This window comes from Novosphingobium sp. CECT 9465 (assembly GCF_920987055.1).
Taxonomy (GTDB): domain Bacteria; phylum Pseudomonadota; class Alphaproteobacteria; order Sphingomonadales; family Sphingomonadaceae; genus Novosphingobium.
The window spans coordinates 296369-318666 of record NZ_CAKLBX010000001.1 but is presented as its reverse complement, the minus strand read 5'-3'; the positions used below and the strand labels follow the sequence as shown (position 1 = coordinate 318666).

The window sequence follows — 22298 nt, the reverse complement described above, 5'->3', positions numbered from 1 at the left end:
GTGCGGCGGCGATTGCAAATGATCGGGCCGGTTTCAGCCGACCTTGAACGCGCAAAGCTTGTTGCCTTCGCGGTCACGCACATACGTGAAGTACATGCCCATTTCCTCTGGCCCGCGCAGACCCGGCTCGCCCTCGCACGAACCGCCCAGTTCCAGCGCCTTGGCATGGAAGGCATCGACTTCGGCGCGACTTTCCAGCGCAAATCCCGTCATCGAACCATTGCCGACGGTCGCCAGTGCGCCATCGAAGGGGGCCAGTACGCCAAAGGTGGTCTTGCCGTCCTTGCCATAGATCGCGCCGCCGCGCGGATGATCGAAATAACGTGCCATGCCAAACGGGCTTAGCAGGGCGTCATAGAATTCCAGCGCGCTGGCGGCATCGTTCGTGCCGACGGTTGCATAAGCTACCATTGATTTTCTCCCGTGAGACAGATCCGAAATCCGAGCCGGACATTCTGGCCGCAAAAGTGGTCATCCGGCCTGACAGGCTCTTGCCCCATGCTATCGCGTGAATGGCCGGGTGCGGTATCCTGCCGGACGAAAGGAGAGACTACTGTTTGGGCTTCCGCCGCGATTTTCCCGCATCGGGCAAGGGATGCTTGAGGTTCGCTTCGATAAAGGCGACGACCTTGTCGTGATTTTCGCGCCACAGCTTTTCGGCATCTTCGGCACGATGCTCGATCACCGCGTCGAGAAACTTGCGGTAGTCTTCAGGCAAGCCACGTTCATACCGTGCCAGTTCGCGGAAAGTATGGCGGTATCGCATCTGCTGGGCATAAAGTTGCGACCATGCGCGCAGCAGCCACTGGTTTCCGCATTTGGCGAACAGTATCCGGTGGAAATCCTCGCGATGGCGCACGTAAGCGTCCATGCTGATCTCGTCGTCACCCACTTGCGCCAACACGCGCGATGAGATGTGATAGGCTGAAAGCAGCGCACCTTCCCATGCAAAATCGCTGCGTGCAATAGATGAACGCAGCAAGGGGAGTTCGATGGTCAGACAAGCATCGGCAAGTTCACGATAGCCATCAACCGAAAGCGGTACGGCCCGAAATCCGCTGTTGCGCTCAATCGTGACAAGGCCTTCGGCGGCAAGCCGCGACAGTCCTTCGCGAGCCGCTGCCTGGCTGATATCGAGATCGCGTTGCAACTGCGCGATTTTCAACCGCGATCCCGGTTTGAGCCGACAGGAAATCAGCCCTGCACGGATCTGCACGTAAGCCCGGTGCGTAATGCTCTGGTCATCGTCCTCGTTCAGTCCGGCGGCACCGGATTGGACTGTTGCCGCGCCCGCCATTACGCTCACGCCAGATCGCTCATCGCCATGTGTGATGGGCGCGTTACAAGGCTGGCTGCATTCTGCTGATTCATCGGAAATGATCATAGCAGTATCCCGACCGGCCTTGTCAATTGCCGGGTGGATCAAGGACGGACGACCTTCACCCGCCCTGATCCCATGCCAATGCGCGGTCAGAAGCAAACGAAAGCATCTCGCCGGGCTTGCTGAAGTATTCCTCGTCCGGCCGGATAATCGCAAGATAGCTGGGCATCGAATAAGCCGTGACGACATCCTCCACGCTGCGCAGCCCCATTTCGGCGCACATCGGATAGAAATCGTGAGCAGCCAGCCAATCGATGGCGCCCGGCGCCAATTCATTGCGGCCATGCATCTGGGTGTAGCCAACGATATAGGGAACAAAATCGGTGACCGTCAGGAACAGGCGCGGATGCTCTGTCCGCCAGTATTCCTGCGCTTCGGCCAAGGTAAAGTTATCGGCCATCTGGCCTGCAACCACGAACTTCAGGAACGCCGGCGGCGGCGGTATCTGGGGGACCACTTCGGCCAGCCATGCGTGGCTGCCACCTTGGTCAATTGCCGAAGCGGCCAATGCGCCGATGGCCTCGTCTGCGGCCAATTGTGCAAGCGCGGCATTTGCCGATGGCGCATCGGCAAACCACAGCTCGACCACGGCATCGAACCTGTCGCCGAACATGGTTGCCAGTTCCACGGGCAGCGGGTCCATCGGAAGGTTGAGGATGACGCGCACGGGGGCGCCCCGATGATCGGCGATCCGGGTCATCAGCGCTTCTGCCTGCAGGATGAATTCCTTGCGCGTCAGGCCGGGGTGCCGTTTCAGGAAAGCCGTGATCCGCCACATCGTCTGTGTCCCTTTTCTTTATTTTCAATCCTGTTCAGACCCATGCCGTCAGGCAAGCCGGTGCGCCCGGCGTCGGTTCATCGCTACCGTTGCGAGGCCGGGCACCAGCGCACAAATGCCGAAGGCGATGAATACCCCGGCCGGTCCCGCCGCCTGTGAAATCGCACGCGCGAGAAAGGGGAACGCCACCTGGACAGCGAACATGGCGGACATCGCCCAGCCTATGCCGCGCGCCGGATTGGCGGATGTGGCCGCGATGTGCGAATTGACGTTGGGCGCAAACAGCGCAATCCCGCACGAAACGCAGAACATTCCCACCATGAACACCGGCAGGTTCGGCGCAAAACCTGCGATCAGCAAGCCGATTCCAGACAATACCAGCGTCAGCGCAAACAGCTTGTGCGCGCCCAGCCTGGCATGAAGCCGTCCGTAATTGCCTGTCATCGTCATCGCGCCGATGGACATGCCGCTTAATGGCAGGGCAGCAAGGCGCGGGTCCGTCACGTCGATGGTGTGAAGGTAGAACGGCGAGAACATGGGACCGACATACATGACAAGCCCGATGAAGCCCGCCAGCACAAGCAGCACTGGCGATACGCCCAGCCCGCGCCCGCCGGTTTCTGTGCGCGAGTGGCTGGTGGGGATTGACCGGGTGGGCAATGTCATCGCCATCGGCACCGCCGCAAGCGCAATAAGGTGGATCAGAAACGGCAAGCGCCAACCGTAAGTCGATATGGCCCCTACTGCCGGAAAGATCACGACGGCCCCCACGCTCGACATCATGGCGTTGCGACCATAAAGACCGGGGCGCACGTGCGCAGGAAGCGTGGCAAGGCCTGCAAGGCCCGCCGTCATCGTTCCTGCAACACACATGCCCATGATCACCCGCGTCAACAGGATCAGTGGCAGGCTGTTGAGCAATACGGGAAGGGTCCCGAAGATCGCGAACGCAACCAGCGATGCTATGTATATCCGCTTGTATCCCCAACGTTCGATCATCCCGCCGATGATCGGCGAACTGAGCGCAAACGAGATACCACTGGCACCGCCGATAAGTTGCGCCATGACTTCGGCGTTGGGATCGCCCGGAAAGGCAGCAGCCACTGCGGGCAACGCGGGGCCAAGCGCAAACAACCCCAGCATCGGAAACAACGAACTGAGCAGAAGCGCCCACAGGCCGATCGCACCGGGCATCCCGGTTCCGTTTTCGCTGTTCTGCGTGATATCCACTCAAGCTACTCCCGCGATACGGCATATCTTGTGGCGACTGCCGTTGAACCAACGCCTACACTGCGGAAGATGGCTCGCGCCTATCGCCTGATATGGACCGGACGTTGAACTTGCCGGACCGTTGCGTCCTGCCTTGTGACAGGTGCCTGGTCACGCCTGTCTGGACAAGGAAAGGAAGGTTTTTTGCACTTCCTGCCTATCGGGGTGCCAACAATGACAGGCCAGAGATGACTATTCAGGAACGACCGATCTTTCGTCCGTTGACCGTGCGCAATGTCAGCTTGCGCAATCGTATCGTCATGGCACCAATGACGCGCACGGCATCGCCTGGCGGCATTCCTTCAGAACCGATGGCGGCCTATTACCGCCGCCGGGCCGAACACGGCGTCGGGCTGATCGTCAGCGAAGGCATCGGCATCGATCATCCCACCGCGCTTGGCGTGGGTTCGCTGGGCGAAGGCAACATGCCCGAACTGCATGGCGATGCGGCGCTGGCGCGCTGGCGGGAAATCGTTGAGGGTGTGCATCAGGCCGGTGGCGTGATCTTTCCACAATTGTGGCATCAGGGCGTGATCCGCACCCATAACACCGGGCCGCACCCTGAATACATGTCGTCGCGCCCATCGGGTCTTTGGGGACCACAGGGTGGCTACACCACCGCACCCCAACCCTATCTTGACCAGATGCTGCCCCCGACCACGCCGATGACCGATGAAGAGATCGTCGACGTCATCGCCGCGTTCGCACGCAGCGCCGCCAATGCCCGCGATGTCGGCTTCGATGGCATCGCCATCCACGGTGCGCATGGCTATCTGCCCGATTCGTTCTTCTGGCACGAAACCAATCGCCGCGAAGACCGCTGGGGCGGCCGCACACTGAAAGAACGCGCGCGCTTCGGCGCCGAAGTGGTGAAAGCGATCCGCGCCGAAGTGGGCGATCTGCCGATCATGTTCCGTTTTTCACAATGGAAGACCCAGGATTATGACGCACGTCTGGCCCAGACGCCGGACGAACTGGGCGACCTGCTGGGCGCGCTGGCTGATGCAGGCGTCGATATCTTCGATGCCAGCACCCGTTACTATCATCACCCTGCGTTCGAAGGTTCGCCTCTGACCCTGGCCGGCTGGGCGCGCAAGCTTACCGGTCTGCCAACGATGGCGGTCGGCGGCATCGGCCTGCAGAACGAATTGAAGAACAGCTTCGCCGGTGAAGTCGATGCCGTGAACAACGTGCCCGATGTGGAAGCGCGGATCGCGGCGGGCGAATTCGATCTGGTCGGCGTGGGCCGCTCGCTGATTTCCGATCCGGCATGGGCGGAAAAGGTGCAGGCGGGCGAACCGTTTCTGCCATTCCATCCCAGGGTCCTGGCCAGCGTAGATTAACTGCGCCTCGAATGATCGCGCGCCGATCATGGCATGAACATCAACCACAAGATCATATCTATTCGGGGAGAGTGTCGTGAATCGTCTTGAAGGCAAGGTCATCCTCATAAACGGTGCAGGTTCGGGCATTGGCGCGGCCTGCGCCGCCGAATATGCGCGGCAGGGCGCCAAGGTGATCGTCGGCAGCCAGAGCAGGTCTTCGGAAAAGGTCGCTGCCGGGATCGTTGCCGCAGGGGGTGAGGCCAAACCCTTTTCCGCCGACATCGCGGACGAGCAACAGGTGCGCGCGATGGTCCAGTTCACACTCGACAGTTATGGCCGGATCGATGTGCTGCATAACAACGCCGCCATGACCGGGCCGGATATCATGACCCGCGATATCGATGTGATGCACATGGACGGGGACTTGTGGGACCGCACAATGGCGGTGAACGTCAAAGGACCGATGCTTTGCGCAAAGCATGTGATTCCACATATGATCGGGCAGGGCGGCGGTTCGGTCATCACCACCGGATCGACCAAGGCGCTACAGGGCGATATTGCGCAGACCGCCTATGGCGCGTCCAAAGTCGCGGTGCACAACCTCACTTACAACATTGCGGCCCAGTACGGAAAGTTCGGCATCCGGGCGAATGTCCTGATGGTCGGACTGATCGTTTCGGGGGCAACCGAAGACAATATGCCGCCGCCTGTGCGCGATGTAATGCTGCGCCACATGTTGACGCCCTTTATCGGTACCCCAGAAGATTGCGCCAAGGCAGCCGTGTTCCTTGCATCGGACGAATCGCGCTATACCACGGGCCAGAATCTGCACGTTGACGGCGGCTATGCCAGCCACGCTCCATCACTCGCAGATTTTCGCGAAATGATGGCCGCGATGCAGGCAGCGGGCCAACCCGCCGCATAGGCAAAAGGCGCGGCCTGGTGTGGCCGCGCCTTTATCCATGATCGCCTGTCCGCCGCGCAGGATATTATTCGGCGGGTTCGGTTTGGGCGATCTGGGGGAAGTGTGCCATGTCCCAGCTTTGCACGGTGGGCAGGACCTTCCTGCCGAACAGGTCGAGCGATGCGCGCTGCTGGTCGGGCGTGCCGATCACGAACGGCAGATCGCACACGCCCACGCCGATGTCGTGCAGCACGCGGAACTTTTCGATCAGCGTTTCGGGGCTGCCCACGAAATAGGGCTTTGCCACCAGTTCGAGAACGGGCGGGCCGCCCAGCGTTGCCGATTGCAGCGTTCCTTGTGCTTCGGCCTGCGCCCCGAAATAGGCAATCATGTCGGACTGCGCCTGCTCGTCGGTGGGGGCGCAATAGGCAATGCCGCGGTAAATCACATGCGCAGGGGTCGGCTCCCAGCCCTCCTTGGCGCATTCGGCGCGGTACAGTTCGATCCAGCCCTTGACCGTTTCCGGCGCGGCAAAGGAAAACGCGATGCCGATCCGGCGCCTGGCCGCAAACACCACCGAATCCTCGCTGTTGCCCGATCCGAATACCGGCGGATGCGGCAATTGCGTGATGCGCGGCCAGATCGAGATCGTGTTGAACTGGTACTGATCGCCTTCCCACCCAAACGGCTTCTCGCTGGTCCAGGCTTTCAGGATCAGGTCGATGCCTTCCTGCGTCATCGCCTTGGTCTGGTCGGCCTGGGTATCGTAAGTCTTGTGTTCGTTGGGTGTGCCGCGCAGGAACAGCACTTCAAGCCGCCCGCCGCTCAAGGCATCGAGCATCGCCACTTCCTCGGCCAGGCGCACCGGATTGTTCAGCGGCACCAGCGGACCCAGCAGGGCGACACGCACACGGCGGGTACGCTGGATGATCGCCGATGCCATGATCATCGGGTTCGGCGTCATCTGGTACGGCGCATAATGATGCTCCGAAACGCTCACCCAGTCAAAACCCAGCGCCTCGGCCGTCTCCGCCATCTCAAGATACCGCGCATAGGACCCTTGCGCCACCGCAGGCTCGCAAAACTCAGGGGACGCAGGCCATATCTCGATCCCAGGCGCAGGACCATCGTAACCCGTCATGCAAAGGTATGAAACTTTCATCGATGCTCTCCCGCAGAATCGTGGCGTCTTTGCCTTTGCATCGCACCGCGGCGCAACGAAATCAATTGCCATCATGCACGATGCCATAATTATGCATATAATTACACAATGCTTTGATTTTCAATGAAAATTTGCGTGAGCATTCGCGCTCTGCTTCCAGACCCTTGCCGGTGCAACGGGATTTCGGGTTTTCCCATGACTGCAAATGCGTGTTCCGCATGAACCCTGTTTGATAGGGGGTCCGCTATCCGGTCATTGACGGCAATACCGTGGCAATTGTCCGTCGCTTGTGGTTCCCGATCAATGCAGCGGCCACAGCCGCGATGAGCATCAAGCATACAGGGCGCGACATGATTGAACTTGGTGAGCAATCCTATCCTGAAATCCGTGACTCGGTGCGTCGTCTATGCGCCGAATTTCCCGGCACGTATTGGCAAGCGCTTGATCACGAACGCACTTATCCCACCGAATTTGTCCAGACGCTGACGCAGGCGGGTTTTCTCTCGGTCCTGATCCCTGAAGAATTCGGTGGCTCCGGTCTGGGCCTTGGCGCGGCAACAGCCATTCTTGAAGAAATTCATCGGTCAGGTTGCAACGGTGGCGCATGCCATGCGCAGATGTACACGATGGGCACCGTGCTGAAGCATGGCAGTGCAGCGCAAAAAGCCGCTTACCTGCCTGCGATTGCCAGCGGCGAGATCCGCCTTCAGGCCTTTGGCGTTACCGAACCGACCGCAGGCACCGACACCACGCGCATCCGCACATTCGCCCGGCGTGACGGCGATCACTACATCGTATCCGGCCAGAAGATCTGGATCAGCCGTGCCGAGCACAGCGATCTGATGGTGCTGCTGTGCCGCACCACCCGCCGCGAAGAATGCGCCAAGCCATCGCAGGGCATGTCGGTATTGCTGGTCGATATGCGCGAGGCCGTGGGCAATGGCCTGACGATCCGGCCAATCCGCACGATGCTCAACCATGCGACGACCGAACTGTTCTTCGACGACCTCAAGGTTCCGGTGGCCAATCTGGTGGGTGAAGAAGGCAAGGGATTCCAGTACATCCTTTCAGGCATGAACGCCGAGCGCATCCTGATCGCCGCCGAATGCATTGGCGACGGGCGGTTCTTCATCGACCGGGCAACCGCTTATGCCAACGACCGCAACGTCTTTGGCAAACCGATTGCCACCAATCAGGCTATCCAGTTCCCCATCGCGCGCGCCCACGTACAGCTTTCTGCCGCAGCCGAGATGGTCGACAAGGCCGCCCGCCTGTTCGACGAAGGGTTGCCCGGTGGGACCGAGGCGAACATGGCCAAGATGCTGGCATCCGAGGCGAGCTGGTATGCCGCCGACATGTGCGTCCAGACGCACGGCGGCTTCGGCTTTGCCGAAGAATACGATGTCGAGCGCAAGTTCCGCGAAACGCGGCTTTATCAGGTCGCGCCAATCAGCACCAACCTGATCCTGAGCCACGTGGGTACGCACGTGCTCGGCATGCCGAAGACGTTCTGACCATGGCGGCGCTGGATGAGATCACCGTCGTATCACTGGAGCAGGCGGTGGCAGCACCGCTATGCACGATGCGACTGGCGGAAGGGGGTGCGCGGGTCATCAAGCTCGAACGCGCAGAGGGCGATTTCGCCCGCGCCTACGACCACGTCGTTCATGGCGAAAGCGCCTATTTCGTGTGGCTCAACCGCGGCAAGGAATCCTTGCGCATCGATATCAAGCAGCCGCAGGACAGCGCATTGTTGCATCGCCTGCTCGAACGCGCCGATGTGTTCGTCCAGAACCTCGCCCCCGGCGCAACGGCCCGCGCGGGCTTTGGCTCCGACGAGTTGCGCCAGCGACACCCCCGCCTGATCACCTGCGACATCAGCGGCTATGGTGACGCGGGGCCTGCCGCCGCCATGAAGGCCTACGATTTCCTGATCCAGTGCGAGGCGGGCCTTGCCGCGATTACCGGCACTGCTGATGGACCCGCACGGGTGGGCGTGTCGATTGCCGACATCACCTGCGGCATGAATGCCCACGCCGCCATTCTTCAGGCCCTGTTCGAGCGTGAGCGTACCGGCCGGGGACAGGGCATCGCGGTATCGCTGTTCGATGGCATCGCCGACATCATGGCCGTGCCGCTGCTGCATTATGACTATACAGGCAAAGCCCCGCAGCGCTCCGGTCTCGCCCATCCCTCGATCGCGCCTTACGGCGCATTCATGACCGGCGATGGACGCGCGATCGTGATTTCGGTCCAGAACCAGCGCGAATGGGCAAATTTCTGCCGGACGGTGCTGAACGATGCGGCGATTGCCGATCATCCCCACTTTGCAACGAATGCCCTGCGGTACGAACATCGCGCGCAGCTGGACGAGATGGTGAACCGCCATTTTGCAACTCTGTCCACCAATACGCTTGTTGCCCGGCTTGAAGCTGCCGGGACGGCCTGGGCGCGGCTGAACGGGGTGGATGGCCTTTCAGCACATAGCCAGTTGCGCCGCGTCGTTATCGAGACGCCGACCGGGCCTGCTTCGGTTCCGGCATCACCGGTCCGGTGGAGCGACAGGGAACCATCGGCGCTGCCCGTCCCTGCCCTTGGCCAGCATGATGAAGCGATACGCCGGGAGTTTGCATGACCGACAGCGATATTGCATCGGACCGCCACGCACGGCTTCTGGCGGCATTGCTCGACCACACCGTCACCCCGTGGCGCGCGGGCGAGTTTCCGCCATTGGCACACTGGCTGCTGTTCCCGCCCGACGCCCGCCAATCTCTGATCGGGCCTGATGGCCACCCGGCCCGTCCTGCCGACGGCCTGCCCCGGCGGATGTGGGCCGGAAGCCGCATAAGGTTCCTCCGCCCTGTCCGTCTGGGCGAGACGGTGGAGCGCCAGACCACCGTGGTCAGCGAAGTGGACAAGACGGGAAAGTCCGGCGCGATGAAGTTTGTCACGCTGTCTCACCTGCTCTCGGTCAATGGCAGGATCGCCATCGAGGAAGAACAGAGCATCGTCTACCGCGCCGCCGCCGCTGCCGGAACCCCTGCGCGTCCACCCGTGCCCGATACGGTTGCCAATGTTCCTGCTGTTGCCCGACGGTTGAGCATAGGCCCGGTGGAACTGTTCCGGTTCTCCGCCCTGACCTTCAACGCCCACCGCATCCACTATGACCGCGAATATGCGCAGGCCAAGGAAGGTTATCCGGGGCTGGTGGTCCATGGTCCCTATATCGCCACCTTGCTGATGGACCACTTCATGCAGCACCGGCCCCAATGCGCCGTGCGCGCGTTTTCGTTCAAGGCGCTGCGCCCGATCTTTGATGGCGATACATTTACACTGGGCCTGACTGAAGATGCCGATGGCGCAGATCTGGTTGCGATCGATTCATCGGGCGGGATTGCCACGCAGGCGCGGATCGACCTGTGACAGGACATGGCAGACCCGATTGGCGATCCCTGTTGTTCGTCAGCGCGGACGATCCGGTCCGTCTGCGGAAATCCCATTTGCGCGGCGCAGACGCGATTATCCTCGATCTGGAAGACGCGGTGGCGCCAGCGCGGAAGCAGGCAGCGCGTGATGCAATAGGCGCTGAAATAGACCGCCTTGCAGCGCTGGAGCAGGCGCTGGTCGTGCGCGTGAACAAACCATGGCTGGCAATCCTGAAAGATCTGGCTGCGTGCATCAGGCCCGGCGTGTCTGCAATCATGGTGCCGAAGGTCGAAGAACCGGCACATATCCGGATCATTGCTGAAATGATCGGCGAACTCGAAAATCTGCACGGCTTGGAGGCGGACAGCATCGGCATTATCTGCCTTGTCGAAAGCGCGGCCGGGCTGGAACACATGGCGGCACTGTCCATGATTCCACGGGTCATCGGGCTTGCGCTGGGCAGTGAGGATTTTGCGCTTGGCGTTGGGGTTGCGCCCACGCCGGCACTGCTGGACCTGCCGTGCCGCCAACTCGCGCTGGCGGCAAGCCGGTCCGGCATCATGGCCATTGCGGTTCCTGCCAGCATTGCGCAATTCCGCGATACTCTGCCCTTTGCCAATGCGGTCAGGCAAGGCAGGGCGTTTGGCATAACCGGCGCACTGTGCATCCATCCGCGCCAGGTCGAAATCGCCAACCGCGAACTGTCGCCAACAGAAGAAGAAGTCGAGCAGGCGCGATTTGTCCTCACCGCCTGGAATACGCACAACGCGTCGGGCGTGATGCAGCTTGATGGGCACATGATCGACCGACCGGTCATGCTCAGGGCGGCGGCGATATTGGCGCGCGCGGGATCGGCCGGTTGAACGTGAAATATCACGGCTCGCGCACGGCGTCGTCGGGCGGGGCTGCCCCATTGCGAGCCTGGAAATGGCGGACTTGTCCGCATAGCGTTCGCATGCCGCAAACCGCTTATCAGCAGGCGTAAAGCTGTTCATTCCAGCCATAGTGCTGGTCTGAAAAGGAAGCGACGGGGGCTTCCGGGGATCGATCACGCAGCCAACATCTGTGGGGAGTTGTCCATGCAACCTTATCGTTTTCTGCTGTCTTCGCTCAGCCTTGCTACCATGGCCTGGGCCGGTACGGCGCAGGCGCAGGACGCCGCCATCAATCCGCCATCCGCCGGTCAGTCCGCCGCCGAAGGCAGCGCGGACAGCGGCATCGTTGTTACTGCGCGCCGCCGCGAAGAACGTCTGCAGGAGGTGCCGGTATCGATCGCGGTGCTGACCGCGGACCAGATCGAGCGCCAGGGTGTGCGATCGGTGGCCGATATTGCCCGGCTCACGCCCGGCCTTCAGGTAAGCCAGGGCTTTGGCCCGGACGATGTCCGCCCGACACTGCGCGGCATTTCCACCTTGCGCGGAAGGCCGTCCGTTGCCCTGCTGGAAGACGGGATCGACAGCAACAGCGCGGCGATCGGCACCGCTGGCGGCGGCAGCCTGATGAACATGCAACTCCTCGATCTTGAACGGGTCGAGGTTGTGCGCGGACCGCAATCCACCCTGTACGGCCGCAACGCCTTTGCCGGCGCCATCAATTATGTGACCAAGCGCCCGACCCATACCTTCGAAGGCGGTGTGCAGGCCCAATCGATGACTTACGATGCCCAGGACATCGGCGGGTACATCAACGCCCCATTGAGCGACACGCTGGCCGTGCGCATCAACGCCGGCTATCACCAGTTCGGCGGGTTCTATCGCAATGCCACGAACGGGGCCGCAGTGGGCGAAGAGGAATCCTTCGGCGTACGCGCGCAGGTCCTGTTCGAACCGACAGCAAATCTCAGCTTTCTGCTGCGCTATGGCTACACCAGTTCGCGCAATGGCCAGGCGGCGGCTTCGCTGCAAACCTTCAACGCGACCACGCCGGGCGGCTTCAAGTATGTTTCCGGTCCGGTAACGGGCGAGCCGGACAACATCACGTTCTTCGGCGATCTTCCGGGGCTGGAAAGCGACATTCATCGCGGCAGCCTCGACGTCGAACTGGATCTTGGCGGTGTGTCGCTCCATGCGACGACCTATGGGCTGGCCTACGATGCCAGCCAGGGTATCGATGCGGCATGGGGACAGGAACCGGCGCTGCCGTTCGGCTTTTCGGTCCGCCAGCTTTTCCTGGCAGACATGAAGACGCGCCAGATCAGCCAGGAACTGCGCTTGCAGAACGAAGGACAAAGCCGCCTCAAGTGGCTGGTTGGCGCCTATTTCCTGCATGAAAATGCAGAATTGACCGACAAGACCGAGGCGTTCTTTGCATCATGCGCCAACCGGCTGGCTTCGGTGCGCCCGCTGATCGGCTGCTCCAATGGTTTGAACAATGTCGTGCGCGCGCCCAGCGATCCGGCGATTTTCCCGTACAGCTTCGAAAAGCGCAAGACCATGCACATATCGGGGTATGCCTCGCTCGGCTATGAAGTGCTTGATGGCCTGACGTTCACAGGTGAGGCCCGCCTGGCGCGCGAGACAATCGACGTGGCCCATGCCCCAGTGGCGCGCAGCTTTGCCCTGCTCGGCTTTGCATCGTTCACCGGCGGCCCGTTCAAGGCGGCAAACTTCCTGCCGACGGGCGGCTATGTCCTGCCGCCAACCGAAACCGCATCAGCCAGCATCACCTATTTCAACCCGCGCGTGGCGGTGAATTACAAAGTTTCTCCCGATCTGATGATCTATGGCAGCTATGCCAAGGGCACCAAGCCTGGAGGCTTTGCACAGATCACCAACACCGAACGCTACGATCTCAGCCGTTACGGACCGGAAAAGCTTTATTCGTGGGAACTGGGGGTCAAGGGATCGGCGTTCGACCGCAAGCTGATCTTCGATCTGGCCGGGTTCTATTCGATCTATCGTGACCAGCAGATCAACTTCAACCAGATCGTGAACATCGGCGGGATCAATGTCGCGCAGACCGCGGTCGGCAATGCTGGCCGGGCGCGATCCTATGGTCTTGAAATGCAGCTCGCCCTGCATCCTATCGACCCGCTCTATCTGAACATCAGCTATGCGCACACTATTTCGCAGTACACCGACTTCGTGCTGGATGCGGATTCGGCAGCGGTTGCCCTGTTCCCCGGCGGCGATGTCAGCGGCAATTATCTGCCCGATGTGCCCAAGGATGCGGTGACGGTCGATGCGCGCTTCGTGCAGCCGGTTTCTGGCGATGACAAGGTCGTGTTCCAGATTACCGAATCCTACCTTGGCCGAAGGTTCATCAATTCGGATTCAACCAACCAGGCCTATCTCCCGTCCTATTTCCAGACCGATGCATCGATCGGGATCGAAAGCGATCGCTGGAGCCTGGCGCTGTTCGCGCGCAACCTGTTCGATGATGATACCCCGCGCGCCGCGTTCCGCTATCTCAACCTTGCCAGTGCCACGGCATCGGATCAGGCGGCGGTTGTCATGCTGGCCCCCCGGCGCCAGCTTGGTGTGCGCGCCGGCATCCGCTTCTGACATTTGTGAATTAACGGTGGCCGCCTTGACCGGGGCGGCCGCCGGTCAGACCAGAGTGGCGTCGGCTATCCTTTGCGCATGGGCGCGCAGCCGGGGCAGATAAAAGCTCAAGATGCGCTGGCGATCCATCCCTGCGCGAATGTATTTCATCGTGATCCCTGCCACGATCATGCCATCAAGCATGATCGGCACCCCGATGCTACCTTCAACATAGCGGCTGTCGTTCAGCCCATACATATCCACCTGAGCACGCTGCAGCACACGGCGCAGCATCGCTTCATCACCGAAGAAGAATTCGCCCAGTTGCCCATTGGCCGCAAGATCGGCCACATCTGCATCGCGCCGGTCTTCGGGGGAAAGCGCAATCGCCAGAATGCCGGTGGTCGTCTTCAACAGCGGTGTTGTCTTACCAGGCGGAAACTTGGCAATGGCTCGGCTGTTGCCACGGTCCGTGGAAAGCCGGATACGCATTTTCATATCTTCGCGCATCGACAGCGCCACCGGCCATTCGATGTCTTCGCGCATCTGTTCGAACACCGGGATCGCGGCGTTGACGACCCTGTCGGCCAGCGACAGCGACCGGGCAAGCCCGACGACTTTGTCCGTCGCGATGTACAGCGCGCTTTCCGGCACACGCCGACAGTAACCTGTCGTTTCCAGCGTATGAATAATCCGATAGATGTTCGGGCGCGGCAGATCCAGCGCCTGGGCAATCGACGAAATCGTCATCGCGCCACCCTGCACCAGCAGTTCAAGCGCCTGCATCCCGCGCACCATGGAGTTGAGTTGCGCGCCGGGTTGCACCCCTGATACCTCCTCGACCGCTGCGATGATCGTGGCCGCACAGAACTGTAACATTGCTTCACAACCTGTCAAATTCACAGGCGGCTGGCCGCATGTCTTTTCCGGCGGACGTCCGCTTATCGAACGGTTGGTATTTGCCGGTTGGCCCTGCGGTTCTTCCTGCGCATCGCTTCGGAAAGCGCAGCTACAGGACCGGATCGATGACCGCACATGCCCTTTCCCCGCAAGCCCGTGAGTTCATCGAAGGCGATCACCATCTGCTGATCGGTGGCGAGTGGGTCCGCGGACGAGGCGCCGATATTCCCATCGAGAACCCGGCCAGCGAAACCGTGCTCACCACGATCCGCGCAGCCTCCACCGAACAGCTGGATCACGCCGTGGCAGCGGCGCGGGCAGCCTTGAACGGCCTGTGGGGGCGCATGAACGTGCGTGATCGGGGCCTGCTCCTCAACCGCTTTTCCGCGCTGATCGAACGCGACGCCGGGATCATCGCAGAGATCATGACCGCAGAGCTTGGCCAGACCCTTGCATCTTCGCGCGGGGTTGCCGGTTCACTTTCACCGGCATTGTTCCGCTATTACGCAGGGTGGACCGACAAGATCACAGGAGAGGCGTTCGACCCGATTGTCGGCGCCGACGTGCAGCAGTTCATGGGGCTGACGATACGCGAACCGATCGGCGTGGTCGGGGCGATCATCCCGTGGAATGCATCGCCGGGCATGATGGGCCTGAAACTGGCACCATCGCTGGCGGCGGGGTGCGCCGTGGTACTCAAGCCGGCCGAACTGGCGCCGCTCTGCGCATCGTATTTCGCCCGCTTGTGGCAGGAGGCGGGCGGTCCGCCGGGCAGCCTCAATGTGGTGCACGGCCACGGGGCAACCATCGGCGCGGCAATGGCCAGCCATGACGGTATCGACAAGATCACGTTCACCGGCTCTACCGCAGTAGGCAAGGCGATTGTCGTGGCGGCGGCCGGAAACCTCAAGAAGGTGACGCTGGAGCTTGGCGGCAAATCACCGTTCATCGTGTTCCCCGATGTCGATGTCGAAGCGGTTGCGCGCACGGCGGCAAGCTGGTGCTTCGTGGCCAGCGGGCAGGCCTGCATCGCGGCCACGCGCGTCTTCGTCCATGCCGATATCCATGACCGGTTCGTTGAAGCTCTGGGCAACCATACCCGCAACCTGATCGTGGGCGATCCGACCGAACCTTCCACCAATCTGGGTCCGCTCGTTTCAGCGGCACAGAAACAGCGCGTGGCCGGATATATCGCATCGGCAAAAGCTGAAGGCGCGCGCATGGTCTGCGGAGACGAACCGGTGCCGGCTGTCGGCCACTATGTGCGGCCCGCCGTGTTTACGGAAGTTGACCCCGCGATGCGGATCGCGCGCGAGGAAATCTTCGGCCCGGTGATGAGTGTGATCCGTTTCGACGATGAACAACGGATGCTCGATACCGTCAACGACACGCCGTTCGGCCTGTCAGGATCGGTATGGACGCGCGATCTGGAACGGGCGCTACGCGTTGCCCGCCGGATCGATGCCGGTCAGATCGGCGTAAACGTGCATGGGCCGATGAGTCCGCAGACACCGTTTGGCGGCAACAAGCAATCGGGCTGGGGACGCGAATTTGCCCGTAACGGATTGGAAGAGTTCCTGAAGATCAAGGCGATCACCATCCGTATCGGCGACAGGCCCTGAAGTGGAGCAACAGGCGCTGAACCGGCGGCGGCACCTCAGAGGCACCGCCGCCGCCAGTTCAGCGGGCGATGTGCGCGCGGCGATAGATCAGCAGGAAGACAAGGCTGCCCACCAGCAAGGCGCTGGTGAGGCCACCGGTCACCAGCCTGACGCCGAAAATGGCAGCATCGGACTGCGCGATGAACCCGGATGTGCTTGAACGGAAGCCGGTCAACTGCAAGGCAAAGCCTCCGATCAGCGCACCGGCGGCCATCGCAATCTTTTCACTGGCGGACCAGACCCCGGCATAGGCTCCTTCCTGCGGGCCGCCCTGGCCAAGGCGCGCTTCGGTCATCAGGGCCAGCAACAGCGTCCACGCCATGACCGAAAAGCCGCTTGAAAAGATGCCGACCACGGCAGCCAGGGCGAAAGCCTGCGCGTTGTTGCCGGGGTTGAGCAGGACATAGCCGAAATCGCTGCAAGCCATTCCCGCCACGGCCAGAGCATAAGTCTGCAAAGCGCCGATACGCCGCTCGATTGCCACCCACACCGGCTGCGCCAATATTCCTGCAATGGTCAGGCAGGTTGCAATGGTGCTGACGAGCACCAGATCGCCTTGCAGGCAATAGACCACGTAATACAGAAAACTGGCGGATATGACCCCAACAGCCGCCATCTGCATGGCATAGGCCGCAAGCAATGCCCGGAACCGGCGATGCGCAGCAAGCGCCAGAAACGGTGCCAGCCCGCCCATTCCCACAGTTGCGCCCTGTTCCACAGGGGCCGTGGCCATCCGCCGGAACGGCCAGAACGAAAAGGTTGTCACCAGGCAAACAGCGCCAAAAATCATGCCCATCTTGCCATAGGCTTCGCGTCCGGCACCGAACACGTGGACAAGGGCAGGGGCGTAATTGACCAGCAATGCACCCGAATAATTCGCGACCTGGCGCATGGACAGCAAAGTTGTGCGATCACGGTCCGCTTCGGCCACTTCCGAAGCAAGTATAAGATAAGGCACCGAAAATGCCGAAAACGCCGTGCTGCCGATAAGATAGGCAATCAGCACGAACAGCGCGCGCATCCACGGTTCGGGCAAAAGCACCGGCGCGAACAGTAGCGGCAGCAGGAACGCCATGGCAATACCGCCGCCAAAGGCCAGCTTCGCGCGTCCTATGCCGCGCGCCTTGAGCTTGTCGGATATGACGCCGATCAGCGGATCGAACAGCACGACCCAGAATTTCGGCAGGAAGATCACCATGCCCGCGATGGCGGCTGGCACCGCCAGCGCGTTCGTCAGAAACGGCATCAGCAGCATCGCGGGCAAGTGGAGAAAGACCGATCCGCCCAGCTGCGCGCAGGCATAGGTTGCCAGCGAACGCCAGTTCCGCGGGGTGTCCGGCGATGCCGTCATGGCCGGATCGTCGGCTGCGTGGCGCGGGCTTGCGGTCACGCGAAGAAGATCTGGCGCTGCGCAAAGCGCCAGCCGTCCGGGGTGTTCGTGAAACGGTCCTGATAATGGCCTGCGGCCAGAATGTGCAGCGGGCCGCCCTCCCCCGTACGGGCAACGAAGATCATGTCCGCTTGCGCGGTAGCCGTTCCTTCGGCTGCCGCATTTGCATCGATCAGCAGATTGGAAACGATATGCCGGCCTTCGGGCGGAGAAGCTGCCGCGATGGCCGACAGCCATTTGACAATACCGTCACGCCCTTCGTGCGTACCGCTGCCTACTGTCAAAGTGCCATCAATGGCAAACAGATCGGCAACGCCCGCAGCATCAAGTGAATCGGCACGGCGGGCATAAGCGGCGACAAGGTTGCGCACCGCGTTTTCGCAGACGATCTGATCGATTTCAGCCACCATGGCGCTCACTCCTCCGGTGCCAGCATGACCTGCAGGACAACGGCATCTTCCAGAACCATGCCGCCGTGGCCGCGCCCGGTGGAATCGAGTCCCCAGATCACCATCCCAGGTGCGTGGGGATAATAGGATTTGCCGCAGTCCGCGCCATCATCCACCCAATATACCGCCAAGCCCTTGAGCAGGATCAGCAGCGTACCAGCGCCCGTGTTTGCGCTGTTATGGAACGGAACGCGCGCACCGGCAGGAACGGTGTTGATCATTACCGAAGTTGCCTTGTGGCGCCACAAGGTGGGCGGCACTCCGCCATCTTCGGCAGGATCCCAGGTTTCAAACCGCGCGTTGCCATCGTCGTCGTTGACGATTTTCACCACCTTGCATCCTTGTGCCAACGCCGGGACCAGATCGGCAAGGTGTTGTGCAGGTTTGGGGGTTTGCAACTCGGTCATCGCCATTCCTTATCCTGAGGCCGCGACCGGCGTCCCCGTTCCGGGCAAGGTTGGCATTATGCCTGCCAAGATCACGGGCAATAATGGGCGTGTACGCTATGCGGACACAGTGATAGGGATCGTGACGATCAAACCGCCGCTTTCGCACCGTCGCAAAGCCGTGCGCAACGCCAGCGATGGGCGTCCACATAGCGGTCGCCCTGCCTGAAGCGGTTGCTGTCCTGTTTTACCTTGCCCAATTCCGTTCGGCCAAACGGGAAAACACGATGCACAGAATTTCAAAGCAGTTTGTCACCACGTCTGAAGGCGATATCTTTGTTCAATCATGCGGCAGCGGAGCGATTCCGGTGTGCATCCTGAACATCACGTCGTTCGGTACGGCGCTGATACCCGATGCCCTCCCGCATTTTGCCGATCAGGGGTGCACCGTCCATGCGATCGACCTGCTGGGTTATGGCAGGTCCGACAAGTTCGTGCGGCCGCTTGCCATGGAACAGATCGCCGATGTGATGATCGAAGCCATCAGGGCGCTGGGGCTTTCGAAAACCATCCTCGTATCAGGCCACTATACCGGCCTTCCCGCCATCGAGATGGCCAGCCGCAACGATGGACTGGTAGAGCGCCTCGTCCTGGACGGGACACCATTTTATTCCGCCGAAATGCGTGCGGCGCAGACAGTGCCGGTGCCTGCGGACTGGCAGGAGGATGGCAGCCACGCGCGCACCCACTGGGAACACTTCCTGCACCTGCTGCAGAAGCTGAATCCCGGCATGACGGTGCCTGCCCAGCCCGATCACCGGTTCCGACAGGCCTATATCGCGCTGCTTGAAGTCTTTGCCTTTTCACCGCCGACGATGCAGCCGCTGCTGGACTTCCCGATCGAGGATAAACTGGCATCGCTGCGCTGCCCGGCGCTGGTGCTGCGCGGCGGAACCGACTGGAATCGGACAAGCCACGAGGAATTCACCAGCCGCATTGCCGATGTACGCGAACACCGGTTCGATGGAGTCCATCCGATGCACGACATTTTCCACCCCGAACGGGCAAAGGAATATGTCGATGTGCTGCTGCCGTTCTTTGCAGAAGCGCGCGCAGTTTCACCTGCCCTCTAAACAGTACGCAGGGTCACGCGCAACCAAGGCCCGGATCGCTCCGGGCCTTCGTTACGTTCAGATACCCATGCACAGGTATTTGAGTTCCATGTAATCATCCATGCCGTGACGGCTGCCCTCGCGGCCAAGGCCCGATTGCTTGATCCCGCCGAACGGCGCAACTTCGGTTGATATCAGCCCGGTGTTGATCCCGATCATGCCGGTCTCCAGCGCCTCGCTCACCCGCCAGGTGCGCGCCAGATCGCGCGTGTAGACATACCCCGCAAGGCCGAATTCCGAAGCGTTGGCGCGTTCCAGCACCTCGGCTTCGGTGCGGAAGCGCATGACCGGGGCCAGCGGGCCGAACGTCTCTTCGCGCGCGACCAGCATCGTGTCGGTCACTTCGGACAATACCGTCGGCTCGAAATAAGTGCCTTCGCGCCGGGCCGCCTTGCCGCCGGTCTCCAGCCGTGCGCCCTGCGCCAGCGCATCGGCGATATGTTCGGCAACCTTGGCGCAGGCCTTGTCATCGATCAGCGGGCCAAGATCGGTCGCGGCATCCATACCGTCGCCCAGCTGCATCTGCGCCACACGCGCGGCGAGCTTTGCCACAAACGCATCGTGGATGCCCTCCTGCACGAAGAAGCGGTTGGTGCAGACGCAGGTCTGGCCGCTGTTGCGGAACTTGGACACCAAGGCCCCCTCGACCGCTGCATCCACATCGGCATCGTCGAATACGATGAAGGGGGCGTTGCCACCCAGTTCGAGGCTGAGTTTCTTGATCGTGGCCGCAGACTGCGCCATCAGTGTGCGCCCCACCTCCGTCGATCCGGTAAAGCTGATCTTGCGCACCGCCGGATGCCGGGTCAATTCGCCGCCAATTTCGCGGGCGCTGCCGGTCACCACGTTGAACACGCCGGGCGGCACTCCGGCTTCGAGCGCCAGCGCTGCAAGCGCAAGGGCGGAAAGCGGGGTCTGCGTTGCCGGCTTGAGCACCACCGTGCATCCTGCGGCCAGCGCCGGGCCAATCTTGCGCGTGATCATGGCAGACGGGAAGTTCCACGGCGTGATCGCCGCCACGACACCGATCGGCTGCTTGAGCACGACGATGCGTTTGTCAGCCGCATGCCCCGGAATGACTTCACCATAGGCGCGCCGCGCCTCTTCGGAAAACCATTCGATGAAACTGGCGGCATAGGCAATTTCCGCGCGCGCTTCCTTGATCGGCTTGCCCTGTTCGCGGGTCAGCAGACTGGCCAGTGCTTCCTGTTCCGCCATCATCAGATCATAGAAGCGGCGCAGGATGCGGGCGCGATCCCCCGCTGTGCGCGAAGCCCAGCCCACCATGGCGGCCTGCGCAATCTCTATCGCGTGGCGCGTTTCGGCAGCGCCCATGTCGGGCACCGTGGCCAGCACAGCCCCGGTTGCCGGATTACGTACCGCGATCACAGCGCCGCTATCGGCACTGACCCATTCGCCGCCGATCAGGCCAGCCTGGTAAATATGCTCTCGCACAGGAATACTCCGCACTATCAGGTTCAGGGAATGACGATCTGCCGGATCGCCTCGCCGCTTTGGAGGCGGTCGAACAGGGCATTGATGTCCGACAGCGGGCTGACCGACGTCAGCAGCCGGTCCACCGGCAAGCGGCCCGCGCGCCACAGCGCGATGTAGCGGGGAATGTCACGCGAAGGGATCGACGATCCCATGTAGCTGCCCATCAGCGTCTTGCCATCGCCGACCAGCGAAACCGCCGGAATGCTGAGCATGTCCGAAGGATTGGGCAGGCCGACCGTAACGATTCGCCCACCGCGACGCGCCAGGCCATAGGCCAGCGCCAGCACACTGGCCTTGCCCACCGTCTCCACCACCAGATCGGGGCGTGTGCCGCCCAGCCCGGCGATGATTGCCGTCTCGCCTTCGGCGGGGTCGAGCGCCGCCACGGCGCCAAGTTCCAGCGCCAGTGCGCGCTTTTCCGGCACCGGATCAATCGCCACCACGCTTGTCGCGCCGCCCGCAATGGCGCCCATCAGCGCGGCAAGGCCGACCCCGCCCAGCCCATAGACCACCACGCTTTCGCCCGGCCGCAATAGTGCGGTGTTGAGGACCGCGCCAACCCCGGTCAGCACCGCGCAACCGAACAGCGCGGCGATTTCCACCGGCACATCCGCCGGGATCTTCACCGCCGACCGCCGATCAATCACGGCATGGCTGGCAAAGGCCGAAGCGCCAAGGTGATGGTGCACACGGTGGCCGCATTCCGAAAGACGCGTATCCCCGCCGAGCAGCACCCCGGCGCCATTTGCCGCCGCACCGTTGGCACACATATAGCCTTCGCCAGACATGCAGGCCTGGCAATGGCCGCAGAGCGGCAGAAAGCTCAGCACCACGCGATCACCCGCCGCAAAGAACCCGCCCGCACCGCTGCCCGGTTCCAGCACCGTCGCCACCGCTTCGTGCCCGATGGCCATCGGCATCGGGCGCGGGCGATCGCCGTTGATGACCGACAGATCACTGTGGCAAAGCCCGGCCGCTTCAATCTTCACCAGCAGTTCGTCCGGGCCGGGCGTATCAAGTTCGACCTCGGTCACGCGCAGCGGCATGGTCCGGGCGTATGGCCCGCTCTGGCCAATCGAATCGAGGACGGATGCAGTGATTTTCATCGCGGTTGCC

The 22298-nt window shown here is 61.8% G+C and carries 20 protein-coding genes; 9 read left to right on the top strand and 11 right to left on the bottom strand.

Going from position 1 to position 22298, the window contains the following annotated elements; all coding sequences use genetic code 11:
* Nucleotides 1–33: 33 nt before the first annotated feature.
* The 4 genes from LUA85_RS01525 to LUA85_RS01510 all read right to left on the bottom strand — a co-directional run bounded on the left by LUA85_RS01525 (nucleotide 34) and on the right by LUA85_RS01510 (nucleotide 3389).
* Nucleotides 34–411, bottom strand: coding sequence for a VOC family protein (locus tag LUA85_RS01525; protein WP_231466576.1), 378 nt, complete (start codon nucleotides 409–411; stop codon nucleotides 34–36).
* A 139-nt stretch (nucleotides 412–550) separates the two neighbouring features.
* On the bottom strand, nucleotides 551–1384 hold the full coding sequence (locus tag LUA85_RS01520; RefSeq protein ID WP_231466575.1) for a GntR family transcriptional regulator: 834 nt from the start codon (nucleotides 1382–1384) through the stop codon (nucleotides 551–553).
* 55 nt (nucleotides 1385–1439) lie between these two features.
* A complete protein-coding gene (locus LUA85_RS01515) occupies nucleotides 1440–2159 on the bottom strand; it encodes an EthD domain-containing protein (RefSeq protein WP_231466574.1) in 720 nt (239 codons plus the stop codon).
* A gap of 48 nt (nucleotides 2160–2207) precedes the next feature.
* On the bottom strand, nucleotides 2208–3389 hold the full coding sequence (locus tag LUA85_RS01510) for an MFS transporter (protein ID WP_231466573.1): 1182 nt from the start codon (nucleotides 3387–3389) through the stop codon (nucleotides 2208–2210).
* A 227-nt stretch (nucleotides 3390–3616) separates the two neighbouring features.
* On the opposite strand from LUA85_RS01510, the gene LUA85_RS01505 reads away from it, so the two are divergent.
* Together LUA85_RS01505 and LUA85_RS01500 are read left to right on the top strand one after the other, a co-directional pair.
* Complete coding sequence (locus tag LUA85_RS01505; RefSeq protein WP_231466572.1) at nucleotides 3617–4771, top strand: 12-oxophytodienoate reductase; 1155 nt, start codon at nucleotides 3617–3619, stop codon at nucleotides 4769–4771.
* Between the two features lie 76 nt (nucleotides 4772–4847).
* Nucleotides 4848–5678, top strand: a complete 831-nt coding sequence (locus LUA85_RS01500) for an SDR family NAD(P)-dependent oxidoreductase (protein WP_231466571.1) — start codon at nucleotides 4848–4850, stop codon at nucleotides 5676–5678.
* A 64-nt stretch (nucleotides 5679–5742) separates the two neighbouring features.
* Here LUA85_RS01500 and LUA85_RS01495 read toward each other — a convergent pair whose 3' ends face one another.
* A complete protein-coding gene (locus LUA85_RS01495; RefSeq protein ID WP_231466570.1) occupies nucleotides 5743–6819 on the bottom strand; it encodes an LLM class flavin-dependent oxidoreductase in 1077 nt (358 codons plus the stop codon).
* Nucleotides 6820–7169: 350 nt separating this feature from the next.
* Here LUA85_RS01495 and LUA85_RS01490 point away from each other — a divergent pair, with 350 nt between their 5' ends.
* From LUA85_RS01490 to LUA85_RS01470, 5 genes are all read left to right on the top strand, one after another.
* Nucleotides 7170–8333: an acyl-CoA dehydrogenase family protein gene (locus tag LUA85_RS01490; RefSeq protein WP_231471734.1), complete on the top strand. Its 1164-nt coding sequence runs from the start codon at nucleotides 7170–7172 to the stop codon at nucleotides 8331–8333.
* Nucleotides 8334–8335: 2 nt separating this feature from the next.
* Complete coding sequence (locus LUA85_RS01485) at nucleotides 8336–9454, top strand: CaiB/BaiF CoA-transferase family protein (protein ID WP_231466569.1); 1119 nt, start codon at nucleotides 8336–8338, stop codon at nucleotides 9452–9454.
* Nucleotides 9451–10242, top strand: coding sequence for a MaoC family dehydratase N-terminal domain-containing protein (locus LUA85_RS01480; RefSeq protein ID WP_231466568.1), 792 nt, complete (start codon nucleotides 9451–9453; stop codon nucleotides 10240–10242). The genes LUA85_RS01485 and LUA85_RS01480 overlap by 4 nt, the downstream gene beginning before the upstream one ends.
* Before the next feature lie 32 nt (nucleotides 10243–10274).
* Nucleotides 10275–11108 (top strand): CoA ester lyase, encoded by an 834-nt coding sequence (locus tag LUA85_RS01475; RefSeq protein ID WP_231466567.1) that lies wholly within the window; start codon nucleotides 10275–10277, stop codon nucleotides 11106–11108.
* A gap of 216 nt (nucleotides 11109–11324) precedes the next feature.
* Nucleotides 11325–13748, top strand: coding sequence for a TonB-dependent receptor (locus LUA85_RS01470; protein ID WP_231466566.1), 2424 nt, complete (start codon nucleotides 11325–11327; stop codon nucleotides 13746–13748).
* A 45-nt stretch (nucleotides 13749–13793) separates the two neighbouring features.
* Here the strand turns inward: LUA85_RS01470 and LUA85_RS01465 are convergent, their stop codons facing one another.
* Nucleotides 13794–14606: a helix-turn-helix domain-containing protein gene (locus tag LUA85_RS01465; protein ID WP_231466565.1), complete on the bottom strand. Its 813-nt coding sequence runs from the start codon at nucleotides 14604–14606 to the stop codon at nucleotides 13794–13796.
* Between the two features lie 146 nt (nucleotides 14607–14752).
* Between LUA85_RS01465 and LUA85_RS01460 the strand changes: the two genes are divergently transcribed.
* Nucleotides 14753–16249 (top strand): aldehyde dehydrogenase, encoded by a 1497-nt coding sequence (locus LUA85_RS01460; RefSeq protein ID WP_231466564.1) that lies wholly within the window; start codon nucleotides 14753–14755, stop codon nucleotides 16247–16249.
* Between the two features lie 58 nt (nucleotides 16250–16307).
* Here the strand turns inward: LUA85_RS01460 and LUA85_RS01455 are convergent, their stop codons facing one another.
* Genes LUA85_RS01455 through LUA85_RS01445 form a run of 3 tightly spaced genes read right to left on the bottom strand, consistent with a single transcriptional unit; the run spans nucleotide 16308 to nucleotide 18534 of the window.
* Nucleotides 16308–17678, bottom strand: a complete 1371-nt coding sequence (locus tag LUA85_RS01455) for an MFS transporter (RefSeq protein WP_231466563.1) — start codon at nucleotides 17676–17678, stop codon at nucleotides 16308–16310.
* On the bottom strand, nucleotides 17675–18088 hold the full coding sequence (locus LUA85_RS01450) for a nuclear transport factor 2 family protein (RefSeq protein ID WP_231466562.1): 414 nt from the start codon (nucleotides 18086–18088) through the stop codon (nucleotides 17675–17677). Before LUA85_RS01450 ends, LUA85_RS01455 begins: the two co-directional genes overlap by 4 nt.
* 5 nt (nucleotides 18089–18093) lie before the next feature.
* The gene (locus tag LUA85_RS01445; RefSeq protein WP_231466561.1) at nucleotides 18094–18534 is read right to left on the bottom strand and encodes a hypothetical protein; all 441 of its coding nucleotides are present in this window, start codon (nucleotides 18532–18534) and stop codon (nucleotides 18094–18096) included.
* Nucleotides 18535–18710: 176 nt separating this feature from the next.
* Between LUA85_RS01445 and LUA85_RS01440 the strand changes: the two genes are divergently transcribed.
* On the top strand, nucleotides 18711–19646 hold the full coding sequence (locus LUA85_RS01440) for an alpha/beta fold hydrolase (protein WP_231466560.1): 936 nt from the start codon (nucleotides 18711–18713) through the stop codon (nucleotides 19644–19646).
* Between the two features lie 57 nt (nucleotides 19647–19703).
* Here the strand turns inward: LUA85_RS01440 and LUA85_RS01435 are convergent, their stop codons facing one another.
* Both LUA85_RS01435 and LUA85_RS01430 read right to left on the bottom strand, forming a co-directional pair.
* Nucleotides 19704–21146 (bottom strand): NAD-dependent succinate-semialdehyde dehydrogenase, encoded by a 1443-nt coding sequence (locus LUA85_RS01435; RefSeq protein ID WP_231471733.1) that lies wholly within the window; start codon nucleotides 21144–21146, stop codon nucleotides 19704–19706.
* A 17-nt stretch (nucleotides 21147–21163) separates the two neighbouring features.
* Nucleotides 21164–22288, bottom strand: coding sequence for a zinc-binding dehydrogenase (locus tag LUA85_RS01430; protein ID WP_231466559.1), 1125 nt, complete (start codon nucleotides 22286–22288; stop codon nucleotides 21164–21166).
* Nucleotides 22289–22298: the final 10 nt, after the last annotated feature.